A 26,677-nucleotide genomic window follows, 5' to 3' on the forward strand; every position below is an offset into this window, starting at 1 on the left:
GGCAGGGGGACGATCGTTGTCTAAGGGCGCCTTGGCCCTCCCGCGTTGCCCTCGCGGCCGTTGACCGCGCCCACGAAAACGCGTCGAAGGCATGCCTGGCTCGACACCCCCCGACCCGATTCGTCGAGCGCCGGTCCGCCGACCGCAACTCTGCATGGGCGAACGCTGCCCACCATCACCCGCCTGCTCCGCGGAAGTCAACACGGCTCTGACCTGCGGAAACACATGTTTCCGCAGGTCAGCAACAGCCTGTAGAGCGCGAGAAAGTGGCGAATTATCGAAGAACGTCGGCGTGTCGCCTTCGGGTACTCGTTACGGCGCTCACGGAACGACGACTGTACCCCGTGCGGAGGTGGCGAGGATCGGCGCCTCCAGCATCTCAGCGGCCCCTGGACGGGCCTCAGTGGCGGCTCCGCGCGCCACGACGTACACCGCGAACTCCATCACCCGGGACCGGGTCCCGGCCTTGATCAGCTCGCAGGTGATCTCCAGGACGTCGCCGGCACGCACGGGCGCCTTGAACTGCACGTCGTCGTAGGAGGCGAAGAGACCCTCGTCGCCGTCGGTGAGGATGCACATCTCGGTCGCGACGTCGCCGAACAGGCCCAGGCTGTAGGCCCCGTCGACCAGGTTCCCGGCGTAGTGGACGTGGGAGTAGGGGACGTAGCGGCGGTGCACGACCTTGGTGCCGATCTCAGGGTTGCTCATGCCGCGGGCTCCTTCGAGGTGGTGCGGTGGACGAGGTAGGAGGCGACCTCGGCGGGGGTGGTGCCGCGGCCGAAGATGCGGTCGACGCCGAGCTCGGTGGTCATCGACTCGTCGAACCGCGGACCACCGGCGACCAGGAGCGGCCGCTCCCCCGCCGGGTAGGCCTCGCGGAACGCCGCCGACATCTCCCGGGTGTTGAGCAGGTGCGCGTCGCGCTGGGTGACGACCTGGGAGACGAGCACGGCGTCGGCGCGCCGGGTGACGGCGGCCTCGACCAGGGAGGGCACGGAGACCTGGGCGCCGAGGTTCACGACCTCGATCTCCTTGTAGTACTCCAGCCCCTTCTCCCCCGCGAACCCCTTGATGTTGAGGATCGCGTCGATCCCGACGGTGTGGGCGTCGGTGCCGATGCAGGCGCCGACGACGACCATCGGACGCCGCAGCGTCTCCTTGATCACCGCGTTGGCCTCCTTGGGCGTCAGCAGCGGGAAGTCACGCTCGACGACCTGCACCTTGTCGGTGTCGACGAGGTGGTTCACCTGCCCGTAGACGACGAAGAAGGTGAAGTCGTCACCCATCGGCTTGGAGTGGACGACCATCGCCGGCTCCATGCCCATCTTGTTGGCCAGCTGCAGCGCGGCGCCGTCGGCGACCTTGCTGTGCTTGATCGGCAACGTGAAGGAGACCTGCACCATCCCGTCGCCGGTGGTGTCGCCGTACGGCCTGATCAGGTGCCTATTTTCTTGGGTCATTCCTCACCCTCCAGGATGGTGCTCGCGGGGTTGTAGTACGCCTCGGACTTCACTGCCACGCCCTCGAGGCCCTTGCCGGCGTCGGCCGGGCGCTTCATCAGGCCGAAGGTGCCGTCCGCGATCGCGTCGAGGAGCCCGTTGGGCTCGTCGATGATCTTGCCGAGCAGGTCGATCGACTCCCCCAGGACCTCGCGCGCCCGGTTGGCGATGAACCCGTCAGGGGCCGGGTGGAAGTCCTCGCCGAGGCGTCCGGCGGCGTCCATGACGTACCGGACGTTCTGCAGGGCCAGGTCGCGGTCGGAGATCCACGGGGTCACCACCGCCTCGGTCATCATCCCGACCAGCAGGATGCCCTGGTCGGTCATCGCGCCGGCCAGGTTGAAGAACCCGTCGAGCAGGTAGCCCTTGAAGATGTCGCCGGTCATGTGCCGCGTCGGTGGCATCCACTTCAGCGGGGCGTCGGGGAAGATCGTCTTCGCCAGCAGCGCGTGCGCGAGCTCGAGACGGAACGAGTCCGGAACGTCGGGGTTGATCTCGAAGGCGTGGCCGAGACCCAGCTGCCAGTCCTCGAGGCCGGCCTCCTTGGCGAAGTACTCGTTGAGGAGCTGACTCGTGGTGACCGTGTGTGCGGCCTCGACGGCGTCGGCGGTGGTGAGGTAGTTGTCCTCGCCGGTGTTGATGATGATCCCCGCCCGGGCGTGGATCTGGCGCGAGAGCCGCTGGTCGACGAACGTACGCACCGGGTTGATGTCGCGGAACAGGATCCCGTACATCGAGTCGTTGAGCATCATGTCGAGACGCTCCATGCCCGCCAGCGCGGCGATCTCGGGCATGCACAGCCCGCTCGCGTAGTTGGTGAGCCGTACGTAGCGGCCGAGCTCGCGGGAGGTCTCGTCGAGTGCGGCCCGCATCAGCCGGAAGTTCTCCTGGGTCGCGTACGTCCCGGCGAACCCCTCGCGGGTGGCGCCCTCGGGCACGTAGTCGAGGAGCGACTGGCCGGTCGAGCGGATCACCGCGATGATGTCGGCGCCCTCCCGTGCGGCCGCCTGCGCCTGCGGGATGTCCTCGTAGATGTCGCCGGTGGCGACGATCAGGTAGATCCACGGCTTGCGGGGTGCGTCGCCGATCTCGGCGATCATCCGCTCGCGCGCGACCCGGCTCGCGTCGAGACGGGCGATGCCGACCCCGACCGCCTCGCGGGCGTGCTTCGCGGCCAGCTCGGCCTCTGCGCCCTCGGGCAGGTGGAAGGTCACCTGACCGGCGGCGGCCTCCTCAGCGAGCCGCGAGAGGTCGTTGTCGTGGGCGGCCAGCGCCTGCCACACCGGTAGCGCGACGCCGTGCTCCAGCCCGACGTCGGCGCGGACCGCGTCGACCAGGTGGTTCACCCACGGGGTGCCGTCCGGGTCGGCGCCGGAGAGCCCGGCCAGCCGAAGCGTGGCTCGCTCGACGGCGACCGTGGTGTGCTTCTTGGCCATCTCGACGATCGGGTCGCCGACCTTCGCGGCCAGCGCGCGGGCCTGGGCGATCGTGCGTGGGTCCAGATCGAGTCTCACCGGACACCCTCCTTCTCGAATACGGTCCTGCCGCCGACGACGGTCTGCAGGCAGGAAGTGATGACGTCGGCGACGTCGGATGAGGTCAGGTCCGGGAACGCGGTGCGGTCCCAGATGGCGTACGTCGCCCGCTGCCCGGGGGCGAGGGTGCCGGCGTCGTCGATGCCGGCCGCGTACCAGCCGCCGACCGTGTGTGCCGCGAACGCCTCGGCCGGGGTGATGCCCTGGCCGGGCGTGCGGTGATGCACGGCCGCGTGCAGGGCCGTCCACGGGTCCAGCGGCGTGACGGGCGAGTCGGAGCCGAAGGCGAGGCGGACGCCGGCGTCGAGCAGGGTCCGGAACGGGTTCATCTCCTGCCACCGCTCCCCCAGCCGGGCTGCGTACATCCGCTCGGGGCCGCCCCACAGCCCGTCGAACATCGGTTGCACGCTCGCGATGACGCCGAGGTCGGCGAAGGTCTTGATCGCCGTCGGCGAGGGCAGCTCGCAGTGCTCGAGGCGGTGGCGCCGGGCTCGCACGGTCTCGGTGCCGAGCTCCGCCTCGGCGAGCCGGAACGCCTCGGCGATGTTGTCGATCGCCTGGTCACCGATGCAGTGGAAGCCGGCCTGGATGCCGCGCCGCGTGCAGCCGATAATGTGGTCGGCCAGCTGCTCGGGGTCGAGGTAGGCGTGGCCACGATGCCCGGCGAGGTCGGCGTAGTCGCTGGTCAGGGCCGCGCTTCGGGATCCGATGGAGCCGTCGGCGCTGAGATCGCCGGCAAGGCCGGAGATGTCGCCGAGGCGGTCGAGGTCGCCGAATCCGAGGTGAGCACCCCAGTAGTAGGTGCCGTGCAGACCGGCCGCGGTCGCTTCCGACTGCACGGCCTCGAGGTCCGACTCGGGGCCGATGTCGGGTCCGGCGTTGTCGTGGAAGGCACCGATGCCCAGGGAGGCCATGCTCTGCAGCGCCGCTCGCGCACCGCGCTCGGCGTGGCCGGCCGGGGTGAGGTCGGCGAGCAGCGGCAGCAGCGCGCGCAGCGCCTCCCGCTCGACCCGTCCGTCCGCCGCCCAGCCCGGGAGCCCGGCGATCCCGGGCACCTGCGCCATCAGTGCGGTGGAGACGACGGCGGAGTGACCGTCGATGCGGTTGAGGTAGACCTTGCGCCCGTCGGAGGCGCGGTCGAGCTCGGTCGCGGTCGGCAGGGTCGGGTCCGGCCAGAGCGTCTCGTCCCAGCCCTGGGCGAGCACCAGGTCCTGGGGTCCGAGGTCGGTGACGTACGCCGCGACCTTCTCGAGCACCGCCTCGCGGCTGGAGAGGCCGACGAGGTCGAGACCGAGGAGCTGCTCCCCGGTCTCGACGACGTGGACATGAGCGTCCACGAAGGCCGGCGTGACCAGTCGTCCCTCGAGGTCGACCACCTCGTCGGGGCTCGCGAAGGCATCGGGGTCGGTTCCGGTCCAGACGATGCGCCCGCCCTCGACGGCCATGGCCGAGACCGGCTCGCCCGAGGCGAGGCCGGTGTGGAACACACCGTTGCGCAGGAGGATGCGGGTCACGGCGCCAGTCTGCCCTCGAAGAGCGCCCGCACGCCCGCGTGCGCGCGGAGAAGATCCAGTGCGTACGCAGCGTGCCCGGGGACGTAGCCGTTGCCGACGAGCATCGTGACGTCGGCGGCGAGGCCCTCGGCGCCGAGCGCGGCGGCGGAGAACGAGGTCGCCATCGAGAAGAAGATGACGGTGCCCCGGTCGGCGGTGGCGAGGATGGCGCCGCCCTCGCAGCCGGGTACGTCGACGCAGACGACTGTGACGTCGGCTGGACCTCCGGCCTTGGCGACCGCGTCGCGCAGCGCCACCGGGTTCCGGGCGTCGGCGATCACGACCTCGTCGGCCAAACCCGCCTCGCGCAGACGTTCGGCCTCGGCCTCGGTCGGGACGATGCCGATCAGGTGGCCGGCTCCCGCGTCGCGGGCCGCGGCCAGCGACAGCGATCCGGACTTGCCGCCGCCACCGACCACGGCGACGACGCCGCCTGCGTAGCGCTCGGAGACGACCCGGCGGGTCAGCGCCGGAGCGCCGCACACGTCCATCACCGACAGCGCGAACTCGGGGGCGAGATCGTCTGGCAGGACGGCTGCGATCGAGCGGCCGAAGAGGATGGCGTAGCCGTCGCAGGGCACCTGCTCGGAGTCGCCGCCCCAGCCGGCGAGCCCGTCCTCGATCACCAACGGCGTCAGGGTCAGCGAGACCAGCGTCGCGACCCGGTCCCCGACCTTCAGCCCCAGGGGTGATTCGGGGCCGACCTCCTCGACGACACCGACGAGCATGCCGCCCGACCCGGTCACCGGGTTCTGCATCTTGCCGCGCTCGGCGACGATGTCGAGCACCTCGCGGCGTACGGCCTCTCCGTCGCCGTCATGTGCGGACTCGAGCTGGCGGAAAGAGGCGGCGTCGAGGTTCAGACGCTCCACCCGGATCCGCACCTCGTCGGGCCACAGGGTCTTGCGGGTGTCGAGTCTCCGGGCCGCCTGGGGCAGCGGCAACGAGCCGCCCACCGGCTCGTCGAGCACCCGGTGCAGGCCTGTCGGGTCAGAAGTGGTCATCGTCGTACGCCTCCTTGCGTCATCTCACGGCGGACCCTACCAGCGGTTGCGGGAAGAATTGCGGCCGATGGTTGCGAAGGCCGCAGGATCTCCCGCTATGGTGGAGAACATGACGGCAACCATCGAGACTGCGCCCCGTGACGGACAGCCCTACGCCTACCAACGCGTAGAGCTGGTCGAACCCGACTGGACTCGGTTCCCAGGCTGGGCCGACATCACCGACGAGCAGTGGCGCGACGTGCAGTGGCAGCGCGTCAACTGCATCAAGAACGTCCGCCAGATGCGCGCGCTTATGGGAGATCTTCTCGACGAGCGGTTCTACGCCGACCTCGAGCGCGACATGGCCGAGCGGGCGACGATGTCGATGCTGGTGCCGCCCCAGATGGTCAACACGATGGTGCCTTCGGGCGCGTCGGCGGGCGAGGAGTTCACCGCGGCGTTCTACGCGGACCCGATCCGGCACTACATGATCCCGGTCTTCTCCGACCGCCGCACCGACTGGCCCTCGCACCCGCAGGCGAGCCGCGACTCGCTGCACGAGCACGACATGTGGGTCGCAGAGGGGCTGACCCACCGCTACCCGACCAAGGTGCTCGCCGAGCTGCTCTCCACCTGCCCGCAGTACTGCGGCCACTGCACCCGGATGGACCTGGTCGGCAACTCGACCCCGGTCATCGACAAGCTCAAGCTCACCGGCAAGCCGGTCGACCGCCACGAGGCGATGCTCGAATACCTCCGCAACACCCCGCAGGTGCGCGACGTGGTCGTCTCCGGCGGCGACGTCGCCAACCTGCCCTGGCCGCGGCTGGAGGATTTCCTCACCAAGCTGATGGCGATCGACAACATCCGCGACATCCGGCTGGCCACCAAGGGCCTGATCGGCCTCCCCCAGCACTGGCTCCAGGAGCCGCTCCTGGAGGGGATGAACCGGGTGACCACGATCGCCCGCGAGCGCGGCGTCTCGCTGGCGATCCACACCCACGCCAACCACGCCAACTCGGTCACTCCGCTGGTCGCCGAGGCGTCCAAGGCGCTGCTGGCGGCCGGCGTGCGCGACGTACGCAACCAGGGTGTGCTGCTGGCCGGCGTCAACGCCGACAGCCACAGCCTGCTCGACCTGAGCTTCCGTCTGCTCGACGGTGCGCAGATCATGCCCTACTACTTCTACATGTGCGACATGATCCCATTCAGCGAGCACTGGCGGGTCTCGGTGGCCGACGCGCAGCGGCTGCAGCACGACATCATGGGCTACCTGCCCGGGTTCGCCACCCCGCGCATCGTGTGCGACGTACCTTTCGTCGGCAAGCGCTGGGTCCACCAGATCGCCGACTACGACACCGAGCGCGGCATCTCCTACTGGACCAAGAACTACCGCACCTCGATCGAGGCGTCGGATCCCGAGGCGCTGTCCAGGACCTACGAGTACTACGACCCGATCCACACCCTGCCCGAGTCAGGCCAGGAGTGGTGGCGTACGCACGGGGAGTGACCCGGAAGTGACTGAGGCCCGGCGCTGGTCGCCGGGTCTCAGTGCGTCAGAGTCGGGCGGTTCTCGTAGTAGGTGTACATCGCGATCGTGGTGCGCGTGGACACGTTGGCGACCGAGCGGATCCGGCCGAGCAGCTCCTCGAGCGCCTCGGGCGTGGCGACGCGCACCTTGAGCATGTAGGACTCGACGCCGGCGATCGACCAGCACGCCTCCACCTCGAGGAGGTCCGCGACCCGCTCGGGGGTGTCGTCGGGCTGGGAGGGGTCCATGGGCTGCACCGCGACGAACGCGGTCAGCGGCACCCCGATCGCGGCGTAGTTGACGGTGGCGCCGTAGCCGGTGATGAGGCCACGCTGCTCGAGCCGCTTGACGCGCTGGTGCACCGCCGAGGTCGAGAGGCCGGTCGCCTTGCCCAGGTCCGTGTAGGACATCCGACCGTCCTCCGCAAGAAGCTGGAGGATTTTACGGTCGGTGGCCTCGATCTCAGGTGCAGTCACGGCGACAGCGTACCCACAACAGCAATATCTCCGCCGCAACGTCCAAAAAAGTAGTTGATGTCGAAAGATTTCCGCCGTCAGGCGGGCCAGCCGGCGAGCATCTTCAGCTCGCCTCGACCGTCCGCCGACGGCTGGATCACCGACAGCAACCGTCCGCCGACGGCGTCGTCGGAAACCGTCTTCATCGCCTCGCCGGTGGCGAGGTGCGGGTCGGCGGAGACGACCACCCGCCCGTGCGAGTTGACCACCGTGGCGCCGCTCTCGCGCAGGCCGGGCAGCAGCATCGTCTCCAGCGTCTCGACCGTGGTGTCGGCGCCGGCGACACCGACCATCCGGCCGCCCGCGTAGACCGGCAGCGTCGTGGTCATGACGTACTCGTCGGCGCAGACGAAGTCGACGTAGGGGCCGGCGAGGTTCAGCTCTCCGGTGCGCTGCGGGATCCGGAACCACGGCTGGCGGGTGTAGTCGAGAACCTCCCGCGTCCCCGGTACCTCGGCCTCACCGAGGAAGTCGCGGCCCGCCCCCTGCCACCAGGCGAGGTAGAGCCGCCGGTCGACGAGCACGTCCGGCGCGACGACGAAACCGCCGCCCAGGAGGCTCGGGTCCTCGAGGAACGCCAGCGTCCCCGTCTCGACCTGCGCGATCAGCTCGTCCGAGGTCACCGGTCCAGCGCTGAAGAGGGCATCGACCTCGGCGCGCACCCGCTCGAGCTCGGTGAGGATGGAACCGAAGTGCTGCTCGATCCGGATGGCACAGTCGTCCGTCACATCGATGTTCACGGTCGTACCACCTCATGGATCTCGGTCAGACGTTCAACGGCGTGGGTCACGTGGTCGCGTACGCTCGCCCGCGCCGCGGCGACATCGCCCGTCTCCAGCGCGGCGACGAGCGCCCGATGCCGCTCGGCGGATGCCTGACGGAAGTCCGACTCGCTCAGCGGCACTCGCAGCAACGTACCGAAATCGGCCTCCTGCCGCACCACCTCTCGCGTCAGCCGCGCCGACTGGGTCAGCGCCGCCACGGAGAGATAGAGCTCGCTCTCCGCGTCGCGCCACCGGCCGAGGTCGTCCTCGCCGAGCGGGATCAGCAGGTCCTGGAGGTCCTCGATCTCGTCAGGGGCCGCTCGTTCGGCGGCGAGCTCGGCACAGCCGGTCAGCACCACCTGGTAGAGGCTCGCCCGGTCGCGCAGCTCCACCCGCGACATGGTGGCGAGCCGCCCCTTCACGATGTCGCCGGGATCGGGAGCGCGCACGAAGGAGCCACCACCGCGGCCTCGTGTGGTCACCACCAGGCCCTGTGCCCGCAGCGATACCAGCGCCTCCCGGGCGGTCACCGTCGCCACTCCCAGCATCTGGGCGAGCTCCTGCTCGCTCGGGAGTCGGTCGCCGTCGGCGAGCACGCCGGAGCGGATCGCCTCGGCCAGACGGTTCTCGACACGTACGGCTCTGCCTTCGTCGCCGATCGGCGCGAAGATCGCCGACCTGGCGCGCGAGGTCATCGCACGGGCGTTGGCCACGATCTGGCTCCTCCTTCGAGTGGGTTTACAAAGAACTTACGCAGATAACCTTTAAAATCTAAGATCTGGTTCCATATGATTCAGCAATGGGACCGACCGAATCTCCGCAGATCCAGCTCGAAGCCGTGACCAAGGCGTACGGCGACGTGATGGCTGTCGACGCTCTCGACCTGACCATCGGCGATGGTGAGTTCTTCTCGATGCTCGGGCCCTCCGGCTCCGGGAAGACGACCGTGCTGCGCCTGATCGCGGGCTTCGAGCACGCCGACTCCGGCACCATCCGCCTCGGCAGCGAGGACGTCACCGCCCTGGCGCCCTTCGACCGCGACGTCACCACCGTCTTCCAGGACTACGCCCTCTTCCCGCACTTCAACGTGCTCGAGAACGTCGCGTACGGCCTGCGCGTGCGTGGCGTCCCGAAGGCCGAGCGCAGCTCCCGGGCACGTGAGGCGCTGGAGATGGTCCGCCTCGGCCACGTCGCGGCCCGGAAGCCGACCGAGCTCTCCGGCGGGCAGCGACAGCGGGTCGCGCTGGCTCGCGCCATCGTCGTACGTCCTCGGGTGCTCCTTCTCGACGAGCCGCTCGGCGCGCTCGACCTCAAGCTCCGTGAGCGGATGCAGGTCGAGCTCAAGCAGATCCAGCGTGAGCTGGGGATCACCTTCGTCTTCGTCACCCACGACCAGGAGGAGGCGCTCACCCTCAGCGACCGGATCGCGGTCTTCGACAGCGGCCGGATCGTGCAGCTGGGTACGCCGAAGGAGATCTACGAGCGGCCGACCTCGCAGTACGTCGCCGACTTCGTCGGCACCTCCAACGTCTTCGACGAGCAGGCGTCGAAGCGGATGCTGAAGATGGACGGCGCCTTCGCGCTGCGGCCCGAGAAGATCCTGCTGTCCCCGGAGACCGCGAGCGCCCCGGTCGGCGCGATGACCGCCGCCGGCGTGATCACCGAGTCCATCTACATCGGCACCGGGCATCGAGTCCACATCGAGCTCGAGGACGGCACCAGGCTGGTCGCCCTCGAGCAGAGCCGTGGCTCGCTGCACCCGGATGCCGCCGAACCAGAGTCTCGGGGCGACCGCGTGGTCGCCTCCTGGTCGCCGGGCGACCTGGTCCCCCTGGGCACCGATTCGTCCCGTGCCGTGCAACACCGATGAGCCAGAGAACACCAGAGAGGTTGACCATGCGAAACATCCGAACCAGACACACCATCGGGGGCGCCCTCGCGGCCCTGTCCCTGATCACGCTGAGCGCCTGTGGCGGCGACGACGGCGACTCCTCGACCGGAGCAGTCGACAAGCTCGGCGAGAACGAGGGCGAGGTCACGATCCTGGCCTGGCCCGGCTACGTCGAGGACGGCTCGACCGACCCCGAGGTCGACTGGGTCTCCAGCTTCGAGGAGGAGACCGGCTGCCAGGTCACCGCGAAGGTCTACGGCACCTCCGACGAGGCCTTCAACCTGGCCAAGTCGGGCGAGTACGACGTCGTGGCCGCCTCCGGCGACCTCACCCTGCGCATGATCGCAGCAGGCGAGGCAGCCGAGGTCAACACCGACCTGATCCCCAACTACGAGGGCATCTACGACTTCCTCAAGGACCGCGAGTGGAACACCGTGGACGACAAGAACTACGGCATCCCGCACGGCTACGGCGCGAACCTGCTGATGTACAACACCAAGGACGTCACCCCCGCCCCGACCTCGTGGAAGGCGGTCTTCGAGGACGCGCCGAAGCACAAGGGCCAGGTCACCGCGTACGACTCGCCGATCTACATCGCCGACGCCGCGGTCTACCTGATGGCGCACCAGCCCGACCTGGGCATCGAGAACCCCTACTCGCTCGACGAGAAGCAGCTCGCCGCGGCCGTCGACCTGCTCAAGTCGCAGCGGACCTCCGTCGGTGAGTACTGGTCCGACTACACCAAGACGCAGGCCTCCTTCGAGACCGGCGACACCGTGGTCGGCACCACCTGGCAGGTGATCGCCAACCTGATCGACCCGAAGAAGGCCTCGGTCGAGGCGATCCTCCCGTCCGAGGGAGCAACTGGGTGGAACGACACCTGGATGATCTCCTCGAACGCGAAGTCCCCCAACTGCGCCTACGCCTGGCTCAACCACATCTCCGACCCGAAGGTCAACGCCCAGGCGACGGAGTACTTCGGCGAGGCCCCCAACTCGGACAAGGCCTGCGAGTACGCCTCCGAGGGCCACTGCGAGACCTTCCACGCCGGCGATGAGGAGTACGCCGAGAAGATCTGGTTCTGGAACACGCCGATCGAGAAGTGCCTGGACGGCCGGACCGACGTGAAGTGCACCGACTACCAGGACTGGACCAAGGCCTGGGCAGAGATCAAGGGGTGACCTTGAGCTCTGTCAGCAGCACGCTCAGCAGGAGGCCGGGGTTCCGCCTCGGCCTCCTGCTGGCCGCACCCCTCACCTGGCTGGTGCTCGTCTACGTCGTCGCCCTCGCCGCGCTGCTGGTGACGGCCTTCTGGACGATCGACTCCTTCACCAACGAGCTCGAGCGCACCTTCACCCTCGACAACATTCGTGAGATCACCGGGCAGGCGCTCTACCGGACCGTCACGCTGCGCACCATCGGCGTGGCCCTCCTGGTGACGCTGATCGACTGCGCGATCGCGCTGCCGGTCGGCTTCTACATGGCCAAGGTCGCCTCGCGACGCTCGCGCCACCTGCTGGTGATCGCGTTCCTGACGCCGTTGTGGGCGTCCTACCTCGTCAAGGCGCTCGCCTGGCGTTCGCTGCTGTCGAACGGCGGACTGCTGGACTGGGCCGGCGGCCTGGTCGGTCTCGGTTCACCGGGATTCGGCCTCACCGCGATCGTGCTCACCCAGGCGTACATCTGGCTTCCGTACGTCATCCTCCCCGTCTACGCGGCCTATGAGCGTGTCCCCGACTCGCTGCTCGACGCCGCCGGCGACCTCGGTGCCCGGCCGGCGCTGGCGTTCCGCACGGTGGTACTGCCGCTGGTGGTCCCGGGACTCGTCGCGGGCTCGATCTTCTCGTTCTCGCTGACCATGGGCGACTACATCACCGTCAACATCGTCGGCGGCGCCAACCAGATGCTCGGCAACCTCGTCTTCATCAACTCGGGGTCCAACCTGCCTCTGGCCGCCGCGATCGCACTGATCCCGATCGTCGTGATCATGATCTACCTGGCGTTGGTACGCCGCACCGGAGCTCTGGAGAACCTATGACCATCTCGAGATCGACCCGGCGCATCCTGGCCGCGGTGACCGGCCTGGTGCTCGCCATGCTCTACGCACCGCTCGCCCTGGTGGTGGTGAACTCGTTCAACACCTCCCAGGCGCTGACCTGGCCGCCCAGCGGCTTCACCACCGAGTGGTGGCAGCGCGCGGCGGTCAACCCGGGAGCTCACGACGCGATCCTCACCTCGCTGACGGTGGCCGCGTGCGCGACGGTGATGGCGCTCGTCCTCGGCACCCTGCTCGGCCTGGCTATGCAGCGCTACTCCTTCTTCGGGAAGGACACCGTCAACCTGCTGGTGGTGCTCCCGATCGCCCTGCCCGGCATCGTCACCGGGATCGCGCTGTCCAACGCGTTCTCGTCGATCCTCGGCGTACGTCTGGGGTTCTTCACGCTCGTGGTGGCCCACGCGACGTTCTGCATCGTGACCGTCTTCAACAACGTGCAGGCGCGGTTGCGACGGATGGGCGGCAATCTCGAGGAGGCCTCGGCCGACCTGGGGGCGGGGATGTGGACCACGTTCCGGCTGGTCACGCTCCCCCAGTTGCGCTCGGCGCTGTTGGCCGGCGGGCTCCTGGCGTTCGCGCTCAGCTTCGACGAGATCATCGTGACGACGTTCGCCGCCGGGCCCGGTGTGACCACGCTGCCGGTGTGGATCCTGACCAACCTGTTCCGGCCCGGTCAGGCGCCGATCGTCAACGTGGTGGCGGTCGTCATGATCGTCGTCTCGGTCGCGCCGATCTGGCTCGCCCAGCGGCTTTCATCCGACCCGAGCGAAACCACGAGGGCGATTCACTAGGCTTGCCCTCCGCGGCAGCGGAAAACGTGCACAGCGCGTCAGCGGATAATGTGCACAGCGTGGCTGAACCTCGAATGCTCCTGCTGGACACCGCGTCGCTCTACTTCCGGGCCTTCTTCGGCGTGCCCGACATCCGAGCCGAGGACGGCACTCCGGTCAACGCCGTCCGCGGCCTGCTGGAGTTCATCACCCGGCTGGTCAACGACTACTCCCCCACCGACCTGGTCTGCTGCTGGGACAACGACTGGCGACCGCAGTGGCGGGTCGACCTGATCCCCTCCTACAAGTCGCACCGGGTGGTGGAAGAGCTGGAGACCGCTCCCGACGTCGAGGAGGTCCCCGATCCGCTGCAAGTGCAGGTGCCGATCATCCGCGAGGTGCTCGCCGCGGCCGGGATCTGCGTCATCGGCGCCGACGGCTACGAGGCCGACGACGTGATCGGCACCCTCGCGACCGGTGCGGGGATGCCGGTCGACGTCGTCACCGGCGACCGCGACCTCTTCCAGCTGGTCGACGACGCTGCCGGCGTACGCATCCTCTACCCGACCCGGGGCGTGAGCGACCCGGATCTGGTCGACGAGAAGTGGGTGCTCGCCAAGTACGGCATCAGCGCCGCGCAGTACGCCGACTTCGCCACCATGCGTGGTGACACCTCCGACGGCCTGCCGGGCGTGAAGGGCGTCGGCGAGAAGACCGCCGCCAAGCTGCTCGAGCAGTACGGCGACCTGGAGGGGATCATCGCCGCCGTCGCCGACCCGACCACCTCGCTCACCAAGGCGCAGCGACAGAAGTTCATCGACGCGGTCAGCTATCTGTCAGTCGCGCCGAAGGTCGTGGCCGTCGCTCGGGACATCCCGCTGGACCGCAGCAACACCGCTCTGCCCAGCGCTCCGGCCGACAAAGAACGCCTGCACGAGCTGGCCGCGACGTACAACCTCGCCTCCCCCGTCGCCCGCCTGGAAGCCGCTCTCGCGCGGGTGTGACACAGGTCTCCACAACTCGATTCAGAAAGTTTGTAGAAACGGCATCATCAGCCGCGTACGACTCCGTCTCCTTGGCAAGACAACCAAGAAGGAGCGGACGAATGAGCGACATCAAGCACCCGGCAGTGCAGCAGGACATCAAGATCTCGTGCCTCGACCCCTGGGGCCGCACGGTGGAGGTGCCGACGACCCTCGGCTACCGCGAGAGCGACCCGTACGCAGTGAGCCTGACCTTCCACTCCGGCGCCGGTGACGTCGAGTGGGTCGTGTCCCGCACGCTGATGCTGCAGGGCCTGGCCGCGCCCGCCGGTGAGGGCGACGTGAAGATCTACCCGAGCATCGACGAGGACGCCAAGGCGGTGGCTGTCTTCGACTTCAGCTCCCCCGACGGCCGCCTGATCGCGACCGCCGACTCCCGCGAGGTGCAGACGTTCCTCGGCAAGTCCTTCTCGGCCGTCCCGGTCGGCTCCGAGAGCCAGCACATGGATCTCGACGGTCTGATCGCAGACCTGCTGGGCAGCTCCTTCGACGCTGAGTAGGCAATCCGCCCGCCTGCTCATTCGTCTGCGCACCCTCTCGTCCCGGACATCCGGGACGAGAGGGTGCGTGCTTTTCGCTGGCCGGAAGCGATCTCTCGCCGTTGCCACGTCAACTGTGGTAGTGATGTGCGTCACCCGCACCCTCTCGGAGGTCACAGTGCTGCCAGCTTTCCTTTCTCGCGAGCGAACCGTGGCCGGTCCCGGCTTCAGTCGCTGGCTCATCCCGCCCGCCGCCCTCGCCGTCCATCTCTGCATCGGGCAGGTGTACGCCACCAGCGTCTACAAGACCGCCCTGGTCGAGCACTTCGACTCGAGCCAGACCGCGATCGGCGTGATCTTCTCGATCGCGATCGTGATGCTCGGCCTCTCGGCTGCGGTGATGGGCACCTGGGTAGACCGGAACGGACCGCGTGCGGCGATGACCGCGGCCGCGGTCTTCTGGGCGTCCGGCTTCTTCATCGGTGCCCTGGGCATCGGCACCGGCCAGCTGTGGCTGGTCTATCTCGGCTACGGCGTCATCGGCGGCATCGGACTCGGGATCGGCTACATCTCCCCCGTCTCCACGCTGATCAAGTGGTTCCCGGACCGCCCGGGTCTGGCCACCGGCATGGCGATCATGGGCTTCGGCGGCGGCGCGATGATCGCCAGCCCGCTGAGCGGCCGGCTCCTGGCGTTCTACGACCCGTCCTACACCGGTGACGCCAGCACGGTCCCCGACGGCCACGCGGTGATGATGCTCTTCCTCACCCTCGGTGTCGTCTACCTGGTCTTCATGTCCTTCGGGGCGGCCACCGTCCGCGTGCCACCGGAGGGCTGGACGCCGGCGGGCTGGGACCCGGCCAGCGTGAAGGAGAAGAAGCTCGTCACCACGGCCAGCGTCTCGGCGAACAACGCGATCAGGACTCGGTCGTTCTGGCTGGTGTGGATCGTCCTGTTCTGCAACGTCACCGCCGGCATCGGCATCCTCGAGCAGGCGGCTCCGATGATCCAGGACTTCTTCCGCACCGACGGAGTCTCCTCGGTCAGCGCGGTCGCGGCTGGTGGCTTCGTCGGGCTGCTCTCGATCGCCAACATGAGCGGTCGGTTCATCTGGTCCTCGACCTCCGACGTCATCGGTCGCAAGCCGATCTACATGATGTATCTCGGGGTCGGACTGGTGCTCTATCTCCTGCTGGCGACGATCGGGGACACCTCGATGGCGCTGTTCGTCCTGCTCGCCGTCGTGATCCTGTCCTTCTACGGCGGCGGCTTCGCGACCGTGCCCGCCTACCTGCGGGATCTCTTCGGCACCTTCCAGGTCGGCGCCATCCACGGCCGGCTGCTCACCGCCTGGTCGGCTGCCGGCATCGCCGGGCCGCTCATCATCAACGCCTTCCTCGACGCGCAGGGCGAACCCGGCACGCTCACCGCGGCCGCCTACCGGCCCGCGCTGCTGACCATGGTCGGCGTCCTCGCGGTCGGCTTCATCGCCAACCTCTTGGTGCACCAGGTCCCCGATCGGTTCCACGAACCGAAGCCCGCCGACTCCACCGAGACCGAGAGGAGCGCTGCATGAACGCCAAGATCGCAGGTGCCTGGGCCCTGGTCGGGATCCCGCTGGCCTACGGGGTCATCGAGACGCTGCGCCGTGCGGCGCAGCTCTTCACCGGCTGAGCTCTGCCTCTGTCAGAGGCCGAGCAGGCTCGGCTCGTTCGTACGCCACGCCTCCTGCGCCGCCTGGGTCACCGGGCCGTGCGGGAGCGTACGCGTGCCCCACTCGGTCACGGCCTGGACATCGCGCAGGCTGGAGGTGAGGAAGACCTCCGTGGCGTACTCCTCGACCTCGGACAGCGGCTCGTCGGTCTCCTCGGCCCCGAACCACTCCAGCACCAGAGCACGGGTGATTCCGGCCAGCGGGCCGCTGGAGAGCATCGGAGTCTTCAACGCCCCGTCGAGCACGTAGAAGATGTTGCTCCCGGTGCCCTCGCACAGGTCGCCCACGGTGTTGGCGAAGATCGCCTCGCTGGCCCCGTGCTTGCGCGCCTCGGCGAGGGCGATGACGTTCTCGGCGTACGACGTCGTCTTCAGGCCGGTCGTCGCGCCATGCTCGTTGCGGCGCCACGGCACGCTGACGACCTTGGTCTCGGTCGGGTTGGGCCCCGCGTCCTCGAGGCCGATGATGATCGTGGGCGCCACCTCCGCGCGCCCGGACCCGAACGGAGCCGGCCCGCCCGTGACGGTGATCCGCAGTCGTCCGTACGCAGTCGGCTCCGCGCCCACCACGGCCTCGACACCCTTGGTGATGAGCGAGCGGTCGGGGGTGGGCAGGCCGAGGCCGCTCGCGGAGCGCTCGAGGCGGTCGAGGTGAAGGGCGAGCGCGAACGGCTGGTCCTTGATCACCTTGAGCGTCTCGAAGACGCCGTCGCCGACCACCAGACCGTGGTCTCTGATGGAGACCGCCGGGGCGGCCGGGTTGTCGAGAAGGTGACCATCGATCCACGCGCGCATGCGGCAACTCTAAAACGTCCCTGGTCAGAGCGGGGAAAGCGCGCCGGTGCGGTCCTCGAGATGACAGGTGAATGACACGCAGGTGACCCCGGATTTGGCCTCGGGCAGTGGCTCCGATAATGTTCTTCTCGTCGCCAAGGGCACGGGAAACCGGGCCTGAAGCAGCAAGCGGACGTAGCTCAGTTGGTAGAGCGCAACCTTGCCAAGGTTGAGGTCGCGAGTTCGAGCCTCGTCGTCCGCTCGGAGTAGGTCTCCACCGGAGGCATTGCCTCCAGCGGTGGGTTGGCCGAGAGGCGAGGCAACGGACTGCAAATCCGTGTACACGGGTTCAAATCCCGTACCCACCTCGAAGCACCACCCTGATAAATTGAAACAGTACTAAATTTAATACAGCACGGACGATTGGCGCAGCGGTAGCGCGCTTCCTTGACACGGAAGAGGTCACTGGTTCAAACCCAGTATCGTCCACCACTTCAGATAGGGCCCTTGACTGCGGATATGCAGTCAGGGGCCCTATCGATTTGGAAGCCCGTGAGAGCGGTTCAGAGCAGCGAATGGTCTTGATATGGATCGATCGTTTCTGCCACTGCCAACGTCGAATCATTGAGGGCGACCATCGGGCCACAAGTGCGGCCGCGCCGGCGGTCCTGGGCGTACGTTCGACCTCATGCCCGAACACGCGGCTGACGACACGGCCGATGAAGCTGGAGATGATGCCGCCCGAGGCCGTGCCTTCGTGCTCAACCACCATCGCCGTCCCCGGCCTCACTTCGACCTGCGCCTGGAGGAGGATGGAGTGCTCAGGTCGTGGGCAGTGCCACGGGGACTGCCCACCAGCCCCGACACGAATGTCCTCGCGATCGAGGTCGCCGACCACGGGCTCGATCACCTGACCTACACCGACGCAGACAAGACGATCGCCGACACCGGCTGGTGGGAGGAGCACGACCGCAACGATCGGCGCATCCTGTTCACCTTGCACGGGCGCGAAACCGCGCGGCGGTACGCGCTGATCCACACCGACAAGGATTGGCTGCTGCATCTGACCAAGGACCAGCCGTGACCGCGTTCCAGGCCGCGCACAGAGATTGAATCAGGAGCCGTAGGCCCCCACCGAGGATCCGATTCGCGGGGGCCCGACAGGTCAGAGGAGTAGACCGCGTCACCGCGGCGTGGCGATGGCGCCGCTCGGGCGCGCATGCCCGAAATCGGTCAGAGCAGAGGTCATTCACGGTCGACGCTCGAGCCAGACATAGCGTGAAGACGCGTTCATCCGAGCGGACGGACGCACGACAGGAAGGAGACAGCGAATGAAGAAGGCGATTGCGGTGTTGGCTGCCGCCGCTGGTGTGGTTGTCATGAGCAGTGGGACAGCGTTTGCCGGAGAGCGCGGCGGTAACGGGGAGCCCACGCCGATCAACGACTACCGCTCCAACTCGATCTGCTCATTCTCCGGGCTGGATGACATGGACTTCGAAGCACCGGTTGACCCGGGCGTGGTCCAGAACTGGGGCATCATCCCCCAGGACGTTCGGGCGTTCCTGACCAGCATCGGAGAACACCCGGGCCAGGCGTGCAACGGGAACCTGCACGGCCTGCACCCCTGACAGTTCGAGCTCGGACTTGACCGAGAGCCCCTCTTTTCTGGAGGGGCTCTCGCATGCCTGAAGCCATCCAGGCGAGCCTGGTGACGTGTCTAGCCCGGCACCTTCTGGCAAACCTACGGATGGACCGTCGATGCCGCCCGGCAGATGGCCTCGACGATCGCTGCAGGTCGACCATCTTTCCTCTCCATCCCCGAAGGCCCCACTCATCTCATCGGACAGAGTTCCAGGCAGCCGGCAACCCGCTCCGTGATCTCCATCCGTTCTGCCAACGCCAGCATGTCGGCCCGTTCATCGGGCGAGACCGGGAGGTGTACTCGCAGAGCTGATCAGCGAGGTGCTCCAGAGCAAGTCCGAGCTCGTTGGCATCGATGTACTCGTCGGCAATCCGCAGGTCCGCGGTGCTGAGCCGATCAGCGAACCGGATCCCGAGGCTCCGCAGGACACCAGTCAGCCCCTCATAGATCCGCACCGCGCTCTCCCGGTCACGCCACCACGTCATCGGCTCAACTCCTGTAGTCGTTCACATGCCGCCAGCATCACCTCACGGTGCTTCCGGTCTTTGACCCACGCTGGAAGCCGGCTGGCGAAACTGGTGTTCCAGTTCGGCGTACGCTCCCGCAGCGTCGCCGCGACGTACTGCTCGATACGGTCGATATGGTCTGAGTCGAACGCCCACAGCACGTGTCCGGCCACCTCGGTCCTCAGCCACAGGTCCAACCCACCGTAGACGCCTGCTGTGGTGTCGAAGCGCCACTGTCCCCGCGCAGGAAGATCCGTGGCGCGTCGGCAAGAACCGCAACGGATCAGGAGCCGTCCACGGATCGGTGAGCCCGTCCCGCTCACCATCGCGCCACACTTGCCGCAGCGGCCTGAGGCGGAATACGTCGCACCCCAGCCGTTCCAGCTCTCCGCGGCGAGTCCGCAGCCACCGCACACCACCCGATGTACGCCGGAGTCCGTGTGGACGTCCATGCAACAGGCGCACGCCCAAGTCGGCGGCGTCCCCATCCGCGCCCGCCTCGAGCAGCGCGGGCATCGCACCAGGATCGTGGTCGGCAGATGGTAGAGCCGATCATGATCCCGAAATCTTCTCGGCTCATTCACTATCCGTCCCCGCTTCCCGCAGGTTCGCTTGATCCGTGACCCATCGCTGCGGAACGAATCGGCTGAGGTCGGTCTCGCCGGCGACCACAGCCGCGGCCAGGTCACGTACGACCACGTCGAGCGCCGCCATCTGCTCTGGCCGATCCTCGACCACCCAGTAAGGAAACACATCCTCCAGATAGCTGTACTCCGCGTAGAGGTAGGTCAGCGCCCGCAGGTCGACTGGGCCGTTGTACCCGACCCAGTCGCGACCCCATGCGACAAGATCGATGGGCTCAGCCTCTCTCGCAAGCACACTCACCGAGCGGCGCCCCAGGTCAAGGCGCAGCGCACGCTCCTCGGTGGGATGCGGCGCGCCCAACTCATCGACTATGTGCAGGATCAGGTTGTCGATCTCGCTCCAGGTTTCGTCCCCGTACACGCCCGCCAATTCACGCAACGAAGGCGAGTCGAGGCCGGCGACCAACGCATCGACCGCTGAGTTGACGACCCGTGCACGGTCACGGTCGGCACCGTCAAGCCAGTAGCCCCATGCGATCTGCAGATCTTCAGACAGTGCCCGGACCGCCTCCGCGTCGACGATCGCCAAGGGCCACCAATGCCGTTCAGACATTTCCGCGGCGGCTTCCTCCTGCGTCAACCACACACCTTCAACGACCGGGGCCGGCCTCGTCGTCGGACGGTAGACATAGAAGTACGCAACCGGACTCGGCCACTCGTACGCAGCCGCACCGGGGACGACGTTGCGCACGGCCCCAACGGGCGCTACGGGCTGCTGCGTCCCGAACGTGGCAAGAGTCAGGTCGTTGATCACCGCTGCCGGGTCCGCATCTTCTACCGGCGTCGTCGGCAGGTCCCAACCCGGTACGCCACGGCTCCTGGGCGCGCAGAAGATCCGCCCCGCATCATCCGTGATCAAGAGGCGCACCAGCCCGACCGGACCCGGCAACTCATCCCCCGTGCCCGCAAGGACCACCTCGGCGACGCCGCCCGCGGGGAGCCACGGGGCGTCGGGGTGATGGACGATGGTCAGCACCGGCATACCGTAGCTATCTCGGCCCTAGCAGCGCACTGGCGTTTCCCCGGGGACGGCAATCAATCGGCCCGGCCGATCAGTCACCGTCGAGGTGAAGCTCATGTTCCGGAAGGCTCGCGCAACTTCTGGCCAACGCCAGGACCTCCGTACCCACATTCGGTTCGATGTCGAGGCTCGCCACCTCGGCGATGAATGCTCCATCTCCTCCCCCGACAACACCAACGAGCCGTACGGGTCGGCCCGCGAGAGCATCGGCAGGTCCGACGAGGCACAGGCACGGGTGAAGGACTCGTCGAAGTCGATGTAGGTCGCCACCCGATGTCGGCGCCAGCGGCGCGGGCTGGTGCCGGGCTTCTCGACCCGCCACAGCGTGATGTCAACACCCATCGCTCCTACTCCACCGCGTACGACGTAGCGGTGAACCGAACCCTGCTAGCTGATTCCCACTCGCGCGGCCTGGTGACCCATCCTGCCACCGGGTCATCGATCGCCTCCACGACATCGAACCGATCACCATGTCCCGGCACAGTCGCTAACGACCAGCCCAGGTGCCGGGGCAGGCTGGATTCAGCCTCCGCATAGATCGGTGCTGCTACACCCTTCGCTGTCGCGGTGGCGTGCTTGCTGACCGCGAGGACCGCCTCATGCCGCTGCCGCGCGGGCACCTTGGTGCACGCTGCCAACGCCGCGCCGAGACCTGTTAACGAGCGAGCGTGGCGAAGCGCGATCTCGGAGTAGCCATACGCGGGCGCTCCACCAACAACCCTGATCTGCAGCATCACGTGATAGATCTGCCGCGCAACGGCCGTAACCTCTTCGGTGAGCTCATTCCCGCGGCCACGGCCCGCATCCGGCGGCCGAACATCGCGTGGCACAGTCAGGTCGGCTCGCTGCCCCGCTCCGGACAGGTGTCATTCACGGTCATGGATCCACAGCTTGGCGCGCTGGCCAAGAATCTGCGTTCCCGCGCCAGCGACGATCACGACCTCGGGGTCTGCATTTAGCTCGATCCCGGTCACCCGTCGAGAGTCGAACTCGACCTCGCTGACATCTTTGAGCCTGACTCTGATGCGCGCGGCCGACTCCGCACCTTCTGTCACGGCGAAGCGCCGGCGCGCGCTGAGTGTGACTACCGCCTCTGTGCTCCCCCGTCGATGATCGACAGCCACCTGCGAAAGAGTTGCTCCCGCGACGTCGTAGTCCTCACTGATCTCGGCCGCGCACGCCGCAGTCACCGTCACCTCCGGATGCATCACCTTTCCCTTTGAGTCACGCCACGGGCCGATCGGATCACGTGACGGAAGGCTCAACAGGATCTCCTCAGGCACGCTGAGCCGCCGGTACCAGTTCCGGCGACCAGGCCGAAGAGTGACCATCCGTTCCAGCACTTCACGAGCCAGGGCCTCCTGTCCCCGTCGCGTTTGTGCCATCACCGCGGCGTACATGTCCAGGATGTTGTTGTGCCAGATGTCGGCAGCCAAGCGGATGCCTTCGCGGTCGAACGTACGCGGCTGAGCTGCGGCCACGATGTCGGTGACGCTGGCATCGAAGAGCTCAGTCAGCGCACGGAGGTAGGAAGGCACCTACCGATCATGCCAGGCCATTCCGACGCGGGCGACCGCGCTGTTCGCCTGCTTTGAGTCCACGCTGGACGGCATCGAGGATCGCGCCCCACGGCAGTTTCTGGTCGGGTGGCATCTGGCGGGGTGGGTGGAGGGGCCAGAGGTCGGGGCCCTCGATGAGGTGGACGCCGGCGGCGCGTAGGGCTGCCACGTGGGAGGGCCAGGCTGGGTGTTCGGCGTGGGCGGCGTTGATGAGCGGGAAGAGCACGACGGGGACGGTCGGGAGGCTCTCGGTGACGACGGTGAGGGCCTGGTTGTCGGCCAGGCCCAGGGCGATCTTGGCGGTGCTGTTGAAGGTTGCGGGGGCAACGACGATGGCGTCGAGCTGCGCGGGGTGGGTGCGTGGCTCCCAGGGGAGCCGGCTCGGGCCCCGCACCGGGAAGCCGGTGGCGGCCTCGATCCGGTCGGCCTCACCGTTCGCCCGGAGCCAGGTGAAGGCCGTCGGGGTCAGGGTCACCGGCACCTGGTGGCCGGCATCCAGCAGCGGGGTGACCAGTTCGTCGCAGAGTTGCTCCACGCCGCCTGCAGCGCAAGCGATGACTCCGACGATGGCCACCCCGCGAGCGTACGTGACGTGGACTGTGACAGAGGGTCCGACCTTGTGAAGTGATCACAAGGTCGGACCCTCTGTCATAGCGAAGTCACGTCGTCACGGCCTCCATCCGTCCTCGACCCAACCTTGCCGAACTTGGGTGCTGCCACTGCACTTGCCGTCATCGGAGCTGGGCCAGATCTGCACGACATCGACATCGCCGGCCCAGGTGCCTCCGCGCGTCGGATGCGCATAGGAACCCAGGTTCACGTAGGTGTCAGCAGGAATGCAGAGGTAGCGATCCGGGCTCACGCCGGTGTCCAGGAGCCAGACCGAGTCGTCGTTCTTGGTATTGATGACTGAGTCCGCCACGTTCCGATCGCCCTCGGGGAGGATCAGATACCCCGGGGTCCAGTCCTGCCAGATCTTCGTGCCGCCGTTGTAGGAGCCGTCCTTGAGACAGACGTTGGGATAGCTGCAGCCGTAGTGTGAGACCGCCTGGGCCGGCGTCGCGACAAAGACGCCGACGACCGCCGCCAGGGCTGCCAGGACAAGACCGCTGATGACCGTTCTGAAACCTTCGAGCATGTGCACTCCTTCTCCAAGGTGATGGAGTTAGCGAAGGTAGTGAGGTCGTTCGCACGCTGCCGCCCGTACAGGCCCGTACCGTTTCCGTACACAACCAATCCGGTCGCCCGTCCACCGGCCACGTGAGGGATCAGCCCATCTTGCCGGCGCCGGCCTTGATCGCCTCCCGGATCCGTACGTAGGTGCCGCAGCGGCAGATGTTGCGGATCTGGTCGATGTCGGCGTCGGCGACAGAACGACCTTCGGCGTGGGCCTTGTTGACGGTGGCGACGGCGGCCATGATCTGACCGGGTTGGCAGTAGCCGCACTGGGCGACGTCGATGTCGAGCCAGGCCTCCTGCATCGGGTGCAGCTCCTTCCCGACGGAGGCGGCGAGGCCTTCGATCGTGGTGATCTCGTCGTCCTCGTCGAGGGCGCTGATCGGGGTGGCGCAGGGGTTGAAGGCCTTGCCGTTGATGTGGGACGTACAGGCCTTGCAGACGTTGATGCCGCAGCCGTACTTGGGGCCACGCACGCCGAGGACGTCGCGCAGCACCCACAGCAGGCGCTCGCTGTCCTCGACGTCGACCGTGACCTTCTCCCCGTTGAGCTTGAAGGTGTAGTTGGGCATGGGCCAATCCCTTTCGATCAGTCGCTGGTCAGTAGGTGTAGCTGAGGCCGTCGGTCGGCGAGGCGGGCACGGGCGGGACGAACGACTTCACCTCGAAGGAGATCGGGTCGTGGTGGTTGATCGGGAACGAGGTCGGGGTGGTGCCCGTCGCTCGGGCGTACGCACAGGCCACCGCCGCGAACGAGGCGGCGACGCCGGCCTCCCCCGCGCCGCCGGGGATGTCGGTGACCGGGTCCATCACGAAGACGCGTACGTCGGGTGGGGTGTTCCACTGGCGGGTGTAGAAGTAGTTGTCCCAGCTGGCCTCGAGGTAGTGGCCGTCCTCCAGGTGGGTGCTCGCCGTCAGCGCGAGCGCGATGCCGTCCATGATCCCGCCCTGCATCTGCGCCTCGACGCCCTTGGGGTTGATCACCTCGCCACAGTCGATCGCGAAGGTCACCTTGGTGACCCGGGGACCCGTGACACCGTTGTAGACCTTGCGGTTGACGGTCTCGGGACGGCAGTCGATCTCGACGAGGCAGGCGGAGTAGCCCTTGTACTCCTGGTGGACCGCGATCCCCTGAGCCGTGCCGGCGGGCATCGACCTGCCCCAGTTGCCGGCCGCCGCCACCTGCTTGATGACGCGCCGCAGGCGGTCCTCCTTGGCGTACTTCAGCCGGAACTCGACCGGGCTCAGCCGCATCTTCTTGGCGACCTGGTCGATCGTGAGCTCGAGGGCAGCGCGTACGTCGGGCGAGTAGACGTTGCGCACCGCGCCGGAGTTGATCGCGCGGCTGGTCGTCTCCATGAGGCCCTGCGTGGTGACGCCGAAGTCGTACGGCACCTGCTGGGAGGTCACGAAGATGGTCTCCGAGACGCCCAGGTTGCTCACCCCGGCCGGCAGCGAGATGGCCGACGAGGTCAGGATCTCGCCGAAGCCGTGGCGGTAGTCGGTGGCGGTGCAGGTGTGCTGCTGCTCGACGGAGAGGATGTTGTCCCCCGCCCAGACCGTACGCACCCGGGACGTCGCCATCGGATGGTTGCGGCCCTGGCGTGGCTCGTCGGCCCGATGCCACATCAGCCGAACCGGCGCCTGGCACTTCTGCGAGACCAGGGCGGCCTCCAGCGCCGCGTCCCAGAAGAGCTTGCGGCCGAACGAGCCGCCGGACTCCACGACGTTGAAGGTCACCGCGGTCGGCGGCAGGCCGAGCTTCAGCGCGATGTCCTCGGCGGCCACGATCGGCGTCTTCGAGCCCGCCCAGATCGTCGCCTTGTCGGCGCGGACATCGGCGACTGCGCAGTTGGTCTCCAGCGGCGAGCCGCTGCGGGTGTAGAAGACGAAGTCCGTGTCGAGCGTCTTGACGTCGGCCGCGCCGAGCCCACCGGTGAGGCCGCCGACGGCGTCGGTCACCGTGCCGAGGAGCTCGTCCACGTTCGGCACCAGCATCGGGCGCTGGATGCCGCGGATCTCCTCGAGCACGTCGGCGTCGGATCTGCCGCTCACTGAGCCTGGGTTCCACTCGACATCGAGGGCGCGGACGGCGTTGATGCACTGACCGAACGTGCCGGCGCGTACGGCGACACCGGTCGGGATGGTGACGACGTGCGTCACGCCCGGCATCGCCTCGACGTCCTTCTGGTTGCGGACCGATCGCACCGTGCCGTTGTGCTCGGGCGCGCGGCAGATCATCGCGGGCAGGGCGTCCGGGACGTCGAGGTCCATGGCGAACTGCTTCGTGCCGGTGACCGCGTCCAGGGCGTCCTTGCGCCCCCGCGGGGTGCCGATGACCGCGAAGTCGGACTTCGGCTTGAGGTCGACGTCGACGGCCTTCGTGACCAGGGCTGCGGCGGAGGTGGCGAGCTCGCCGTAGGAGATCGAGGCACCGCCGGGGGCGGAGATCACCCCCTCATAGACGGAGAGGGTGTCATGAGGCTGCGCGAGCGCGATCGCCGCGGCATCGAGGAGCGCGCCGCGAGCGATGGCGGCGGCGACACGTACGGGCGTGTACATCGCGTGGATCGTGTTCGAGCCGCCGGTCATCTGGTTCCAGATCAGCTCGGGGCGGGCCTTCGACAAGGTGACGTTCACCTTGCTGAGCGGCAGGTCGAGCTCCTCGGCGATCAGCATCGCGATCGAGGTGGTGATGCCCTGGCCGACCTCGGCGCGGGGCAGCTCGAACGATGCGGTGCCGTCCTTGTCGACGACGACCTGGATCAGGTTCGCGGTCGGGCGGGCGGCATCGGTCAGCAGGTCGTTGAGGTCGTAGAGGTCGGCCGGCTGCGGCACTCCCGGGACGACGGCCGCGGCGGGGTTGCCGAGGCCGATCCCGAGCTGGGCCGCGCCGGTGACGGTGGCAGCGGCCACGAGGTAGCCGACGAAGCGACGGCGTCCGATCTCGTGCTCGGCCAGGCGCGGTACCGACAGGCCTGATGACGTCTCGGGATGTGTTGACAAGGCGGTTACCTCCGTTG

29 protein-coding genes and 3 tRNA genes are annotated in these 26,677 nt (G+C 67.8%); 15 read left to right on the forward strand and 17 right to left on the reverse strand.

Annotated elements, in window-relative coordinates; genetic code table 11:
• Positions 1–321: 321 nt before the first annotated feature.
• From kal to kdd, 5 genes are read right to left on the reverse strand one after another with little or no spacing between them, the layout of a single operon-like run.
• Complete coding sequence (gene kal, locus ABTW65_RS03050; protein ID WP_350658384.1) at positions 322–708, reverse strand: 3-aminobutyryl-CoA ammonia lyase; 387 nt, start codon at positions 706–708, stop codon at positions 322–324.
• On the reverse strand, positions 705–1,460 hold the full coding sequence (gene kamE, locus ABTW65_RS03055; protein WP_350658386.1) for a lysine 5,6-aminomutase subunit beta: 756 nt from the start codon (positions 1,458–1,460) through the stop codon (positions 705–707). The genes kal and kamE overlap by 4 nt, the downstream gene beginning before the upstream one ends.
• The gene (gene kamD / locus ABTW65_RS03060; RefSeq protein ID WP_350658387.1) at positions 1,457–3,013 is read right to left on the reverse strand and encodes a lysine 5,6-aminomutase subunit alpha; all 1,557 of its coding nucleotides are present in this window, start codon (positions 3,011–3,013) and stop codon (positions 1,457–1,459) included. The genes kamE and kamD overlap by 4 nt, the downstream gene beginning before the upstream one ends.
• The gene (locus ABTW65_RS03065) at positions 3,010–4,548 is read right to left on the reverse strand and encodes an amidohydrolase (protein ID WP_350658388.1); all 1,539 of its coding nucleotides are present in this window, start codon (positions 4,546–4,548) and stop codon (positions 3,010–3,012) included. Before ABTW65_RS03065 ends, kamD begins: the two co-directional genes overlap by 4 nt.
• A complete protein-coding gene (gene kdd / locus ABTW65_RS03070) occupies positions 4,545–5,591 on the reverse strand; it encodes an L-erythro-3,5-diaminohexanoate dehydrogenase (protein WP_350658390.1) in 1,047 nt (348 codons plus the stop codon). The genes ABTW65_RS03065 and kdd overlap by 4 nt, the downstream gene beginning before the upstream one ends.
• A gap of 109 nt (positions 5,592–5,700) precedes the next feature.
• Between kdd and ABTW65_RS03075 the strand changes: the two genes are divergently transcribed.
• Entirely contained in the window at positions 5,701–7,080 is a 1,380-nt protein-coding gene (locus ABTW65_RS03075; RefSeq protein ID WP_350658392.1) for a KamA family radical SAM protein, read from the forward strand.
• 38 nt (positions 7,081–7,118) lie between these two features.
• Here the strand turns inward: ABTW65_RS03075 and ABTW65_RS03080 are convergent, their stop codons facing one another.
• From ABTW65_RS03080 to ABTW65_RS03090, 3 genes are all read right to left on the reverse strand, one after another.
• Positions 7,119–7,577, reverse strand: coding sequence for an Lrp/AsnC family transcriptional regulator (locus ABTW65_RS03080; RefSeq protein WP_502890535.1), 459 nt, complete (start codon positions 7,575–7,577; stop codon positions 7,119–7,121).
• 77 nt (positions 7,578–7,654) lie between these two features.
• Complete coding sequence (locus tag ABTW65_RS03085; RefSeq protein WP_350658394.1) at positions 7,655–8,356, reverse strand: cache domain-containing protein; 702 nt, start codon at positions 8,354–8,356, stop codon at positions 7,655–7,657.
• A complete protein-coding gene (locus ABTW65_RS03090) occupies positions 8,353–9,093 on the reverse strand; it encodes a FadR/GntR family transcriptional regulator (protein ID WP_350658395.1) in 741 nt (246 codons plus the stop codon). Before ABTW65_RS03090 ends, ABTW65_RS03085 begins: the two co-directional genes overlap by 4 nt.
• A gap of 86 nt (positions 9,094–9,179) precedes the next feature.
• On the opposite strand from ABTW65_RS03090, the gene ABTW65_RS03095 reads away from it, so the two are divergent.
• The 8 genes from ABTW65_RS03095 to ABTW65_RS29395 all read left to right on the forward strand — a co-directional run bounded on the left by ABTW65_RS03095 (position 9,180) and on the right by ABTW65_RS29395 (position 16,293).
• Positions 9,180–10,250, forward strand: coding sequence for an ABC transporter ATP-binding protein (locus ABTW65_RS03095; protein ID WP_350658397.1), 1,071 nt, complete (start codon positions 9,180–9,182; stop codon positions 10,248–10,250).
• Positions 10,251–10,276: 26 nt separating this feature from the next.
• Positions 10,277–11,452 carry an extracellular solute-binding protein gene (locus tag ABTW65_RS03100; protein WP_350658399.1) on the forward strand — a complete coding sequence of 392 codons (1,176 nt, stop codon included), beginning with the start codon at positions 10,277–10,279 and terminating at the stop codon, positions 11,450–11,452.
• Complete coding sequence (locus ABTW65_RS03105; RefSeq protein WP_350658401.1) at positions 11,449–12,309, forward strand: ABC transporter permease; 861 nt, start codon at positions 11,449–11,451, stop codon at positions 12,307–12,309. The genes ABTW65_RS03100 and ABTW65_RS03105 overlap by 4 nt, the downstream gene beginning before the upstream one ends.
• Positions 12,306–13,118: an ABC transporter permease gene (locus ABTW65_RS03110; protein WP_350658403.1), complete on the forward strand. Its 813-nt coding sequence runs from the start codon at positions 12,306–12,308 to the stop codon at positions 13,116–13,118. Before ABTW65_RS03105 ends, ABTW65_RS03110 begins: the two co-directional genes overlap by 4 nt.
• Positions 13,119–13,192: 74 nt before the next feature.
• Complete coding sequence (locus ABTW65_RS03115; protein ID WP_350658633.1) at positions 13,193–14,101, forward strand: 5'-3' exonuclease; 909 nt, start codon at positions 13,193–13,195, stop codon at positions 14,099–14,101.
• Between the two features lie 101 nt (positions 14,102–14,202).
• Positions 14,203–14,640 (forward strand): SsgA family sporulation/cell division regulator, encoded by a 438-nt coding sequence (locus ABTW65_RS03120; RefSeq protein WP_350658405.1) that lies wholly within the window; start codon positions 14,203–14,205, stop codon positions 14,638–14,640.
• Between the two features lie 157 nt (positions 14,641–14,797).
• A complete protein-coding gene (locus ABTW65_RS03125; RefSeq protein WP_350658407.1) occupies positions 14,798–16,195 on the forward strand; it encodes an OFA family MFS transporter in 1,398 nt (465 codons plus the stop codon).
• Complete coding sequence (locus tag ABTW65_RS29395; RefSeq protein ID WP_502890536.1) at positions 16,192–16,293, forward strand: MFS transporter small subunit; 102 nt, start codon at positions 16,192–16,194, stop codon at positions 16,291–16,293. The genes ABTW65_RS03125 and ABTW65_RS29395 overlap by 4 nt, the downstream gene beginning before the upstream one ends.
• Positions 16,294–16,305: 12 nt before the next feature.
• Here the strand turns inward: ABTW65_RS29395 and ABTW65_RS03130 are convergent, their stop codons facing one another.
• Positions 16,306–17,127: an aminotransferase class IV gene (locus ABTW65_RS03130; RefSeq protein WP_350658409.1), complete on the reverse strand. Its 822-nt coding sequence runs from the start codon at positions 17,125–17,127 to the stop codon at positions 16,306–16,308.
• Between the two features lie 168 nt (positions 17,128–17,295).
• Here ABTW65_RS03130 and ABTW65_RS03135 point away from each other — a divergent pair.
• From ABTW65_RS03135 to ABTW65_RS03155, 5 genes are all read left to right on the forward strand, one after another.
• Positions 17,296–17,368 (forward strand) — tRNA-Gly (locus tag ABTW65_RS03135).
• A gap of 35 nt (positions 17,369–17,403) precedes the next feature.
• Positions 17,404–17,474: transfer RNA gene (locus tag ABTW65_RS03140), tRNA-Cys, on the forward strand.
• 49 nt (positions 17,475–17,523) lie between these two features.
• Positions 17,524–17,598, forward strand: a tRNA-Val gene (locus ABTW65_RS03145).
• Between the two features lie 196 nt (positions 17,599–17,794).
• Complete coding sequence (locus tag ABTW65_RS03150; protein ID WP_350658411.1) at positions 17,795–18,190, forward strand: DNA polymerase ligase N-terminal domain-containing protein; 396 nt, start codon at positions 17,795–17,797, stop codon at positions 18,188–18,190.
• Positions 18,191–18,437: 247 nt separating this feature from the next.
• Positions 18,438–18,734, forward strand: a complete 297-nt coding sequence (locus ABTW65_RS03155) for a hypothetical protein (RefSeq protein ID WP_350658413.1) — start codon at positions 18,438–18,440, stop codon at positions 18,732–18,734.
• 208 nt (positions 18,735–18,942) lie between these two features.
• Here ABTW65_RS03155 and ABTW65_RS03160 read toward each other — a convergent pair whose 3' ends face one another.
• From ABTW65_RS03160 to ABTW65_RS03170, 3 genes are all read right to left on the reverse strand, one after another.
• Positions 18,943–19,233, reverse strand: a complete 291-nt coding sequence (locus tag ABTW65_RS03160; protein ID WP_350658415.1) for a MafI family immunity protein — start codon at positions 19,231–19,233, stop codon at positions 18,943–18,945.
• On the reverse strand, positions 19,230–19,580 hold the full coding sequence (locus ABTW65_RS03165) for a hypothetical protein (RefSeq protein ID WP_350658416.1): 351 nt from the start codon (positions 19,578–19,580) through the stop codon (positions 19,230–19,232). The genes ABTW65_RS03160 and ABTW65_RS03165 overlap by 4 nt, the downstream gene beginning before the upstream one ends.
• 250 nt (positions 19,581–19,830) lie before the next feature.
• Complete coding sequence (locus ABTW65_RS03170; protein ID WP_350658418.1) at positions 19,831–20,874, reverse strand: hypothetical protein; 1,044 nt, start codon at positions 20,872–20,874, stop codon at positions 19,831–19,833.
• A 100-nt stretch (positions 20,875–20,974) separates the two neighbouring features.
• Between ABTW65_RS03170 and ABTW65_RS03175 the strand changes: the two genes are divergently transcribed.
• Positions 20,975–21,181 carry a hypothetical protein gene (locus ABTW65_RS03175; protein WP_350658420.1) on the forward strand — a complete coding sequence of 69 codons (207 nt, stop codon included), beginning with the start codon at positions 20,975–20,977 and terminating at the stop codon, positions 21,179–21,181.
• 604 nt (positions 21,182–21,785) lie between these two features.
• Here ABTW65_RS03175 and ABTW65_RS03180 read toward each other — a convergent pair.
• From ABTW65_RS03180 to ABTW65_RS03200, 5 genes are all read right to left on the reverse strand, one after another.
• Complete coding sequence (locus ABTW65_RS03180; protein WP_350658421.1) at positions 21,786–22,457, reverse strand: hypothetical protein; 672 nt, start codon at positions 22,455–22,457, stop codon at positions 21,786–21,788.
• A gap of 7 nt (positions 22,458–22,464) precedes the next feature.
• Positions 22,465–23,052: a flavoprotein gene (locus ABTW65_RS03185; protein ID WP_350658422.1), complete on the reverse strand. Its 588-nt coding sequence runs from the start codon at positions 23,050–23,052 to the stop codon at positions 22,465–22,467.
• 93 nt (positions 23,053–23,145) lie between these two features.
• Complete coding sequence (locus ABTW65_RS03190) at positions 23,146–23,616, reverse strand: hypothetical protein (protein WP_350658424.1); 471 nt, start codon at positions 23,614–23,616, stop codon at positions 23,146–23,148.
• Between the two features lie 130 nt (positions 23,617–23,746).
• A complete protein-coding gene (locus tag ABTW65_RS03195; RefSeq protein WP_350658425.1) occupies positions 23,747–24,226 on the reverse strand; it encodes a (2Fe-2S)-binding protein in 480 nt (159 codons plus the stop codon).
• 28 nt (positions 24,227–24,254) lie between these two features.
• Positions 24,255–26,660, reverse strand: coding sequence for a molybdopterin cofactor-binding domain-containing protein (locus ABTW65_RS03200; RefSeq protein ID WP_350658426.1), 2,406 nt, complete (start codon positions 26,658–26,660; stop codon positions 24,255–24,257).
• Positions 26,661–26,677 lie beyond the last annotated feature (17 nt).

The organism is Nocardioides sp. NPDC127503 (assembly GCF_040302165.1).
Classification (GTDB): domain Bacteria; phylum Actinomycetota; class Actinomycetes; order Propionibacteriales; family Nocardioidaceae; genus Nocardioides.

Excerpts from the sequence above, each read along its gene's own strand:
- kal (WP_350658384.1), bottom strand. The coding sequence starts at position 708 with ATGAGCAACCCTGAGATCGGCACCAAGGTCGTGCACCGCCGCTACGTC.
- kamE (WP_350658386.1), bottom strand. The coding sequence starts at position 1,460 with ATGACCCAAGAAAATAGGCACCTGATCAGGCCGTACGGCGACACCACC.
- kdd (WP_350658390.1), bottom strand. The coding sequence starts at position 5,591 with ATGACCACTTCTGACCCGACAGGCCTGCACCGGGTGCTCGACGAGCCG.
- ABTW65_RS03075 (WP_350658392.1), top strand. The coding sequence starts at position 5,701 with ATGACGGCAACCATCGAGACTGCGCCCCGTGACGGACAGCCCTACGCC.
- ABTW65_RS03095 (WP_350658397.1), top strand. The coding sequence starts at position 9,180 with ATGGGACCGACCGAATCTCCGCAGATCCAGCTCGAAGCCGTGACCAAG.
- ABTW65_RS03100 (WP_350658399.1), top strand. The coding sequence starts at position 10,277 with ATGCGAAACATCCGAACCAGACACACCATCGGGGGCGCCCTCGCGGCC.
- ABTW65_RS03110 (WP_350658403.1), top strand. The coding sequence starts at position 12,306 with ATGACCATCTCGAGATCGACCCGGCGCATCCTGGCCGCGGTGACCGGC.
- ABTW65_RS03115 (WP_350658633.1), top strand. The coding sequence starts at position 13,193 with ATGCTCCTGCTGGACACCGCGTCGCTCTACTTCCGGGCCTTCTTCGGC.
- ABTW65_RS03120 (WP_350658405.1), top strand. The coding sequence starts at position 14,203 with ATGAGCGACATCAAGCACCCGGCAGTGCAGCAGGACATCAAGATCTCG.
- ABTW65_RS29395 (WP_502890536.1), top strand. The coding sequence starts at position 16,192 with ATGAACGCCAAGATCGCAGGTGCCTGGGCCCTGGTCGGGATCCCGCTG.
- ABTW65_RS03130 (WP_350658409.1), bottom strand. The coding sequence starts at position 17,127 with ATGCGCGCGTGGATCGATGGTCACCTTCTCGACAACCCGGCCGCCCCG.
- ABTW65_RS03150 (WP_350658411.1), top strand. The coding sequence starts at position 17,795 with ATGCCCGAACACGCGGCTGACGACACGGCCGATGAAGCTGGAGATGAT.
- ABTW65_RS03155 (WP_350658413.1), top strand. The coding sequence starts at position 18,438 with ATGAAGAAGGCGATTGCGGTGTTGGCTGCCGCCGCTGGTGTGGTTGTC.
- ABTW65_RS03160 (WP_350658415.1), bottom strand. The coding sequence starts at position 19,233 with ATGACGTGGTGGCGTGACCGGGAGAGCGCGGTGCGGATCTATGAGGGG.
- ABTW65_RS03165 (WP_350658416.1), bottom strand. The coding sequence starts at position 19,580 with ATGGTGAGCGGGACGGGCTCACCGATCCGTGGACGGCTCCTGATCCGT.
- ABTW65_RS03175 (WP_350658420.1), top strand. The coding sequence starts at position 20,975 with ATGTTCCGGAAGGCTCGCGCAACTTCTGGCCAACGCCAGGACCTCCGT.
- ABTW65_RS03190 (WP_350658424.1), bottom strand. The coding sequence starts at position 23,616 with ATGCTCGAAGGTTTCAGAACGGTCATCAGCGGTCTTGTCCTGGCAGCC.
- ABTW65_RS03195 (WP_350658425.1), bottom strand. The coding sequence starts at position 24,226 with ATGCCCAACTACACCTTCAAGCTCAACGGGGAGAAGGTCACGGTCGAC.